Source organism: Cellulomonas humilata, assembly GCF_013359775.1.
In the GTDB taxonomy this organism is placed as follows: Bacteria; Actinomycetota; Actinomycetes; order Actinomycetales; family Cellulomonadaceae; genus Cellulomonas; species Cellulomonas humilata.
Map to the genome: position 1 here is coordinate 117,640 of NZ_JABMCI010000054.1, position 7,117 is coordinate 124,756.

At 73.7% G+C, this 7,117-nt stretch carries 7 protein-coding genes and 1 pseudogene; all 8 read left to right on the top strand.

The window, feature by feature from the left end:
* Window positions 1-18 precede the first annotated feature (18 nt).
* Window positions 19-663 carry a Pvc16 family protein gene (locus tag HP550_RS05830; protein ID WP_175346644.1) on the top strand — a complete coding sequence of 215 codons (645 nt, stop codon included), beginning with the start codon at window positions 19-21 and terminating at the stop codon, window positions 661-663.
* Entirely contained in the window at window positions 660-2,711 is a 2,052-nt protein-coding gene (locus HP550_RS05835; RefSeq protein WP_175346645.1) for an ATP-binding protein, read from the top strand. The genes HP550_RS05830 and HP550_RS05835 overlap by 4 nt, the downstream gene beginning before the upstream one ends.
* 113 nt (window positions 2,712-2,824) lie before the next feature.
* Entirely contained in the window at window positions 2,825-3,526 is a 702-nt protein-coding gene (locus HP550_RS05840; RefSeq protein ID WP_175346646.1) for an eCIS core domain-containing protein, read from the top strand.
* A 111-nt stretch (window positions 3,527-3,637) separates the two neighbouring features.
* Complete coding sequence (locus tag HP550_RS05845; protein ID WP_175346647.1) at window positions 3,638-5,203, top strand: phage tail sheath family protein; 1,566 nt, start codon at window positions 3,638-3,640, stop codon at window positions 5,201-5,203.
* Window positions 5,204-5,241: 38 nt separating this feature from the next.
* Complete coding sequence (locus HP550_RS05850; RefSeq protein ID WP_175346648.1) at window positions 5,242-5,691, top strand: phage tail protein; 450 nt, start codon at window positions 5,242-5,244, stop codon at window positions 5,689-5,691.
* Entirely contained in the window at window positions 5,691-6,143 is a 453-nt protein-coding gene (locus tag HP550_RS05855) for a hypothetical protein (RefSeq protein ID WP_175346649.1), read from the top strand. The genes HP550_RS05850 and HP550_RS05855 overlap by 1 nt, the downstream gene beginning before the upstream one ends.
* Entirely contained in the window at window positions 6,140-6,298 is a 159-nt protein-coding gene (locus tag HP550_RS05860; protein WP_013117488.1) for a DUF6760 family protein, read from the top strand. The genes HP550_RS05855 and HP550_RS05860 overlap by 4 nt, the downstream gene beginning before the upstream one ends.
* Before the next feature lies 1 nt (window position 6,299).
* Window positions 6,300-7,117 (top strand): annotated as a pseudogene (locus tag HP550_RS05865) (hypothetical protein); the annotation flags it as partial.

Here is a 7,117-nt window from a genome sequence, read left to right on the forward strand (position 1 = left end):
AAGGATCCGGGTGACGGCATGATCGGTGAGGTCGACGAGGCGCTGCGCACCCTCGTGCGCGAGGCGGTGGACAGCCCGGACGTCGAGGTGGTGCTCGACGCCCCGACCAAGGACTGGGCCGCGCGCCGCAACGCCCCGACGGTGGACGTCTACCTGTACGACCTGCGCGAGGACCTGCGCCGCCGGACGCGCGGCGAGCTGGCGAACAGGGTCGAGGGCAAGGTCAGCGCCCGCTACCAGCCGCCGCGGCACTTCCGGCTCTCCTACCTGGTGACCGCCTGGACGCAGCGACCCGAGGACGAGCACCGGCTGGTGGACTCGGTGCTGCGGCACCTGCTGCGCTTCGACGCACTGCCGGTGCGCGTGCTCGACGAGCAGCTGGCTGCCGCCGGGGCGCGGGTGCCGCTCTTCGTCGGGCTGCCGCCGCCCGAGGACCGGGGGTTCGCGGACGTGTGGACGGCGCTCGGGGGCGAGCTCAAGCCCTCGATCGACGTCGTGGTCGACGTGCCCGTGCTCACCCCGGTGAGCGCGCCCGTCGGACCGCCCGTCGAGGCCGGCCTGCGCCTCGACCTCGCCGACCGCGACGGGGACGCCGCCGACGTCGGCGCGCACAAGCACGCGCCGCCGCCCGAGCGCAAGGCCCGTTCCCGGAGGGCCCGATGAGCTCCGGTCCCGCGGTGCTCGACGCGAGCACCGCGCACCTGCTGGGCAGGCTCGGGGTCGTCGAGGAGCGCGTGCGCGAGCTCATCGAGCGCCGTCGCCGCGACGACCCGCAGCCGGACGACCCGTTCCGGGGGCTCTACCTGAGCGACGAGACGGTCGAGCGACTGCTGAGCGGGGGGCCCGTGGAGCCCCTGTCGGGCGTCGTGGGCACGCGCACGAGGGCGTGCGAGGAGGCGGCGGACACGGCCGAGGCCGCGGGCGAGCGGCTGCGGCTGCGGGAGCTGGCCCGCGACTTCGCCCTGGAGCAGCTCGACGTCGAGCTGCTCCTGGTGGCGCTCGCCTGCGAGGTGGACTCCCGGTTCGAGCAGCTGTTCGGCTACCTCAACGACGACGTCACCCGGCGGCGACCGTCGGCGGCGGTCGCCCTCGCGCTGTGCGGCGTGCCGCTCGCCTCGTCGCACGGACGGCACCGGCTCGAGCACGGGCCGCTCGTCGCGTCAGGGCTGCTGGAGCTGGAGGAGCCCGACCGGCCGCTGCCCGGCCGCCCCCTGCGGGTCCCGGACCGCGTGGTCGGTCACCTGCTGGGCGACGACGCACCGGACCGAGGTCTCGACGGCGTCCTGGTCGAGGTGGACGAGGTGCTCTGGGGCGACCCGACCCGGCTGGCGAGCGCGCTGGCGGGCGGTGCGCGGCTGGTCTACCTGCGGGAGCCGCCGACCGGCTCCGGGCGGGTCCTGGCCGTGCGGGCGCTGCGCGCGACCGGGCGGGGTGCGCTCGTGCTCGACGGGTCGGCGCTCGCGGCGAGCCCCGACCTGCTGGGCACGGTGCGGACCGCCGTGCGGGACGCGCACCTGACCCGGTCGGGGGTGGTCGTCGGCGGGGTGGAGGACCTCGTCGAGCACCCGCGCGCCCTGCGCGCCCTCGTCGCCGCCCAGGTGCCGGTGCTCGTCGTCGGCCGACGCACCTGGGACCCCGCCTGGAGCGACTGGCCCCCGCTGCTCTTCGACGTGCCCGCGTCGACCGTCGCCGAGCGCACCGAGCTCTGGCTGCACTCGTTGGGCGCGGACCTCCAGGACACCGCGGCCGCGACGGCCCCGTTCCGGCTGCGCCCCGAGCAGGTGACCCGGGCGGCGCGGGCGGCGCGGCAGCAGGCCACGCTCGACGGCGAGCTCACGGTCGACCACGTGCGCGTGGGTGCTCGGGCGGAGAACGGCACGGAGCTGGAGCGGCTCGCACGCCGGATCGAACCGGCGGTCGGCTGGGACGACCTGGTGCTGCCCGCGAGCGCGCTCACGGCTCTGCACGAGATCTCGACCCGGGCGCGGTACCGGGAGCAGGTGCTCGGCGACTGGCGGATGCGGCCCGGGGGCGGGCGCGGGCACGGCGTCGCGGCCCTGTTCGCGGGCGACTCGGGGACCGGGAAGACCATGTCCGCGGAGGTCGTCGCGCGCGACCTGGGGCTCGAGCTGTACGTCGTCGACCTGGCGACCGTCGTCGACAAGTACATCGGTGAGACCGAGAAGAACCTCGAGCGCATCTTCGCGGGCGCCGCGAGCGTGAACGCCGTCCTGCTGTTCGACGAGGCCGACGCCGTCTTCGGCCGACGCAGCGAGGTCAAGGACGCGCACGACCGCTACGCCAACATCGAGAGCGCGTACCTCCTGCAACGGATGGAGACGTTCGACGGGCTCGTGGTCCTGGCGACGAACCTGCGCGCCAACATCGACGACGCGTTCATCCGGCGGCTCGACGTGCTCGTCGACTTCCCGCTGCCCGACGCGTCGCAACGGGTGGCCCTCTGGGACCGCAGCCTGGGACGTCGGGTCCCCCGGGACTACGACATCGACCTGACGTTCTGCGCCGAGGCGTTCGAGCTGGCCGGCGGCGCCATCCGGTCCGCCGCGGTGACCGCCGCCTACCTGGCGGCCGACGACGGCGGGACGGTCGCGATGCGCCACGTGGTCGCGGCGGTGTACCGCGAGTACCGCAAGCTCGGCCGGCTCACGCTCGAGAGCGAGTTCGGGCCGTACTGGGACGTGCTGCGCTGAGGCCTTGCCCGAACGTGCACCCGGCGGTGCCCCTACCGGCGTCCACCCGGTCGTCCCGCGCACCGCCCGCGGCTGGCAACGTCGGCTGCGACGACCGTCGAGAGGGGCCGACGATGCACTCCCACGACCACCTGGACCACCCCGAGGGCCTGCGGACGTCGACGCCACGGGTCGACGACGACCGCGCAGCACCGGTGGTCTCGCGGGCGCTGGCCGCCGGTCGGCCCGAGCTGCTCGGCAGCGCCGGCCTGACCTATCTCCAGCGCACCGCCGGGAACGCGTCGACCGCGGGGCTGGTCGACGAGGAGCGGTCGCCCGTGCTCGACGTGCTGTCGTCGGGGGGCGGACGTCCGCTCGACGCGGACACCCGCGCCGACATGGAGGGCAGGCTCGGGCACGACTTCGGCGACGTGCGCGTGCACACGGACTCCGCGGCGGCCGACTCGGCAGCCGCGGTCGGCGCGCACGCGTACACGGTCGGCCGGGACGTCGTGTTCCAGCGCGACGCGTACGACCCGCAGTCCCAGGCCGGCCGCACCACCCTCGCGCACGAGCTCACGCACGTGGTCCAGCAACGCTCCGGGCCGGTGGACGGGACCCCCACCGGCGGTGGGGTCCAGGTGTCCGACCCGGGCGACCGCTTCGAGAAGGCCGCGGCCGCCAACGCCGAGCAGGTGATGGCCGCTCCCGCCCCCGCGACGGCCGGCGGTGCCCCGGTCGTGCAGCGCGAGGAGGCGCCCGAGGACGAGGAGGAGGTCCAGGGCTCGTTCGTCCAGCGGGAGGAGGCCGAGGAGGAGGAGCCCGAGTCCGCCTGACACCGCCCGATCGGGCACCGACCTCGCCCCGACGGGCGTCCCACCGGCCTCACGGCCCACCACCGCACCACCGCACGCTGAACATCTACTCCCTGTGCCCGAGGAGGGGACATGCCGACCTATCTGTCGCCCGGCGTCTACGTCGAGGAGGTGGAGGCGGGATCTCGACCCATCGAAGGAGTCGGGACCTCGGTCGCCGCGTTCGTCGGCATGGCCGCGAAGGGCCCGTTCAACCATCCGACGCTGGTGTCCAACTGGACGCAGTTCTCCGAGGCGTTCGGTGACTTCCTGCCGGGCTCGTACCTGGCCCACGCCGTGTACGGGTACTTCCTGAACGGCGGCAGCACCGCGTACGTCGTCCGGATCGGCCAGGACGCCGTCGAGGGCGCCGAGGAGATCCGCAGCAGGGCGACGCCCAAGGCGCTCCCGGCCGGCGCGCAGGCCGTGATCGGCGCGTACCGGGTCCAGGCGTCGGACAAGGCGCCCAAGAACAAGAAGCTGAGCGTCGAGATCGCCGACCCCGGGGGCGAGAGCCCGCCGGACGACCAGTTCAAGCTCGTCGTCCACGTCGACGGCAAGGAGTCGGAGACGTACGACAACGTCACCACCAAGCGCGGCGACGACAACGTGGCGACCAAGGTGAACCAGTTCAGCAAGCTCATCACCATCGAGGAGCTCGCGTCGGGGAGCGCGCTGGCCAAGCCCGACAAGGGCACCGCCGACCTGGTGGTGCCGGAGCCCGAGCCCGAGCCGCCCGCCACCGAGGACCTCGGCGCCGACGACTACATCGGCGATGCCGCCGACCGCACCGGGTTCAGCGGTCTGGAGGCCATCGACGAGGTCACGATCGTGGCGGTGCCCGACCTGGTGGCCGCCCTCGAGCAGGGTGCGATCGACCTGGAGACGTTCCAGGCCGTGCAGCTCGCGATGATCGCGCACTGCGAGCTGATGGGGAACCGCATGGCGATCCTCGACCCGCCGCCCAACCTCAACCCGCAGCAGATGAAGGACTGGCGGGTGGACGGCGCCGGCTACGACTCGAAGTACGCGACCGTCTACTGGCCCTACGTCAAGGTGTTCGACCCCGCTACGGGTGCCAACCGGTTCGTACCGCCGTCGGGACACATCGCCGGCATCTGGGCGCGCAACGACGAGTCCCGCGGCGTGCACAAGGCGCCCGCCAACGAGGTCGTCCGCGGCGTCATCACCCTGGCCACGCAGATCACGCGCGCCGAGCACAACCTGCTCAACCCGGTGGGCATCAACGCGATCCGCGCGTTCCCGGGCCGTGGGGTGCGGGTGTGGGGCGCCCGGACGCTCTCGTCCGACCCGGCCTGGCGCTACATCAACGTCCGGCGGCTCTTCAACTACCTGGAGGAGTCGATCCTGGTCGGCACCCAGTGGGTGGTGTTCGAGCCCAACGACGACGCCCTGTGGGCACGCATCCGCCGGACCATCGGCGCGTTCCTGGTCAACGAGTGGCGCAAGGGGGCGCTGTTCGGGCTCAGTCCCGAGGAGGCGTTCTTCGTGCAGTGCGACCGGGAGACGAACCCCGCGGAGGCCATCGACGCCGGGCAGGTCACCTGCCGCATCGGCGTCGCCCCGGTCAAGCCGGCCGAGTTCGTCATCTTCCAGCTCTCGCAGTTCTCCGGCGGCACCAGCCTCGCGGCCGAGTGACCCAGTGACCCACGACCACCAAGGATGGTGACTGACAGATGGCGCTCCCCGACGACTTCGACCTCGCGACCGCGTACGCGTTCAGCGTGAAGATCGACGGCATCCAGATCCCGCACGTCATGGAGGTCAGCGGCCTGAAGGCCGAGGTCGACAAGGTGACCTTCCAGCAGCAGGGGCAGGACGGAAAGTTCGTCACGCGCCAGATGATGGGGCGCCAGAAGGCCGGCGAGTTCAAGGTCAAGCGCGGCCTCACGGACTCGACGACCGTGACCGACTGGCTCAAGGCGGTGTTCGAGGGCAAGCTCTCCGAGGCCCGCAAGACCGCCGAGGTGGCCATCTACACGTCCGACAACCAGATCCTGAAGCGGATGAACTTCCGCAACGTCTGGGTCAAGGACGTCGAGCTCGGGGGCACCCTCAAGGCCGGGTCCACCGAGCCGCTGTCGGAGACGTTCACGGTCTGCTGGGACGAGATGGAGTTCGCCTGATGCGACGCTCCTCGCTCCCGCTCGCCCTGGACGAGCAGGCCGTCGACGAGCAGCCCGACGGCCGCCCGCCGCGGCGCGAGGCGCTGCGCACCGAGTTCGACTTCCTGCTGCCGCGCGGCTACCTGGACGCCGACGGCGTGCTGCACCGCAGCGGCACCATGCGGCTGGCCACGGCGCGCGACGAGCTGCTCCCCCTGTACGACGCGCGGGTGCAGGAGAACCCGGCCTTCACCACCGTCGTGCTGCTCAGCCGGGTGATCACGTCCCTCGGGTCGCTGACCGCGGTGTCGTCGAACGTCGTGGAGAACATGTTCGCGTCGGACGTGGCGTTCCTCCAGGACCTCTACCGCCGGATCAACGCCGAGGGGCACACCCGCGCCGCGGTGACCTGCCCGTCCTGCGCGCACCGGTTCGACGTCGACCTGTCCGGTGGGCGCCTGGGGGAATCGTGACGTACGCGCCCGAACGGATCCACCAGGAGGTCGCGTACGTCGCCTACCACTTCCACTGGTCGCTCGACGCGATCCTCGACCTCGAGCACCCCCAGCGCCTGCGCTACGTGCAGGAGATCGCGGCGATCAACCGCCGGATGACCGAGGAGCGCTGAGATGCGCTGGCCGTGGCAGCGGGCACGGCCCCCGCTCGGCGCGCCGACCGTGCAGCGTGTCGCCGGACCGCCCGCCGAGTCGCGCGCCGGCTGGGCGTTCCTGCCGCCGCTCCAGCGCACCGTGGGCGACGCCGAGCTGACGAGTGCACCGATGGCCTTCGTGGACGCGCTGCCCACGCGGGCGCGCCCGATGCTCACCGGCCCGATGTCGCACGCCGTCAGCCCGGTCGCGCCGTCCGGGGTGCTCGACGGCGACGGCGGCCGCCTGGCGACGCCCTCCACGCGGTCGTCGGACATCGACCTGGCGCTCGTGCCGCCCGCCCCCCGACCGACCCCCGGGCGGCCCGCCGTGGCCGTGCAGCGCCAGGCAACCGGCACCCTGGTGGGCCTCGGTGCGCCTCCTGCCGACGTCCCCCCGCTGCACGCGGTGCCCCTGGACACCGACCTGGAGGGAGCGGCGGCAGACGGCGAGGGCTTGGGCGGGCCGGAGTGGCCGGCCCCCGTCGGCGACGTGCCGATCCTGTCGGCCCCGGACGGTGACGTCCCGGTCCCGTCGGTGGCGGTGGCTGGCACCCCGGTCCCGTCGGCCCCGGCCGGTGCCCTGCCGATCCCGTGGGCGGCGGCCGGCGCGCCGACGGGACCCGGGGCCCAGCGCTCGGCGACCCCGCTCGTCCCGGCGCCACCCGCCGCGGACCGCGCGGGCTCCGAGGAGGGCGCCACGTTCGTCGAGCTGCCGTCCCGGCTCGCGGGACGGGAGCCCGACCCCGCCCCACCCGCGACGGTCCAGCGCCGCATCGGGCTCGGCGCACCGCTGCGGGC

Excerpts from the sequence above, each read along its gene's own strand:
- HP550_RS05850 (WP_175346648.1), top strand. The coding sequence starts at position 5,242 with ATGGCGCTCCCCGACGACTTCGACCTCGCGACCGCGTACGCGTTCAGC.
- HP550_RS05830 (WP_175346644.1), top strand. The coding sequence starts at position 19 with ATGATCGGTGAGGTCGACGAGGCGCTGCGCACCCTCGTGCGCGAGGCG.
- HP550_RS05845 (WP_175346647.1), top strand. The coding sequence starts at position 3,638 with ATGCCGACCTATCTGTCGCCCGGCGTCTACGTCGAGGAGGTGGAGGCG.
- HP550_RS05840 (WP_175346646.1), top strand. The coding sequence starts at position 2,825 with ATGCACTCCCACGACCACCTGGACCACCCCGAGGGCCTGCGGACGTCG.
- HP550_RS05835 (WP_175346645.1), top strand. The coding sequence starts at position 660 with ATGAGCTCCGGTCCCGCGGTGCTCGACGCGAGCACCGCGCACCTGCTG.
- HP550_RS05855 (WP_175346649.1), top strand. The coding sequence starts at position 5,691 with ATGCGACGCTCCTCGCTCCCGCTCGCCCTGGACGAGCAGGCCGTCGAC.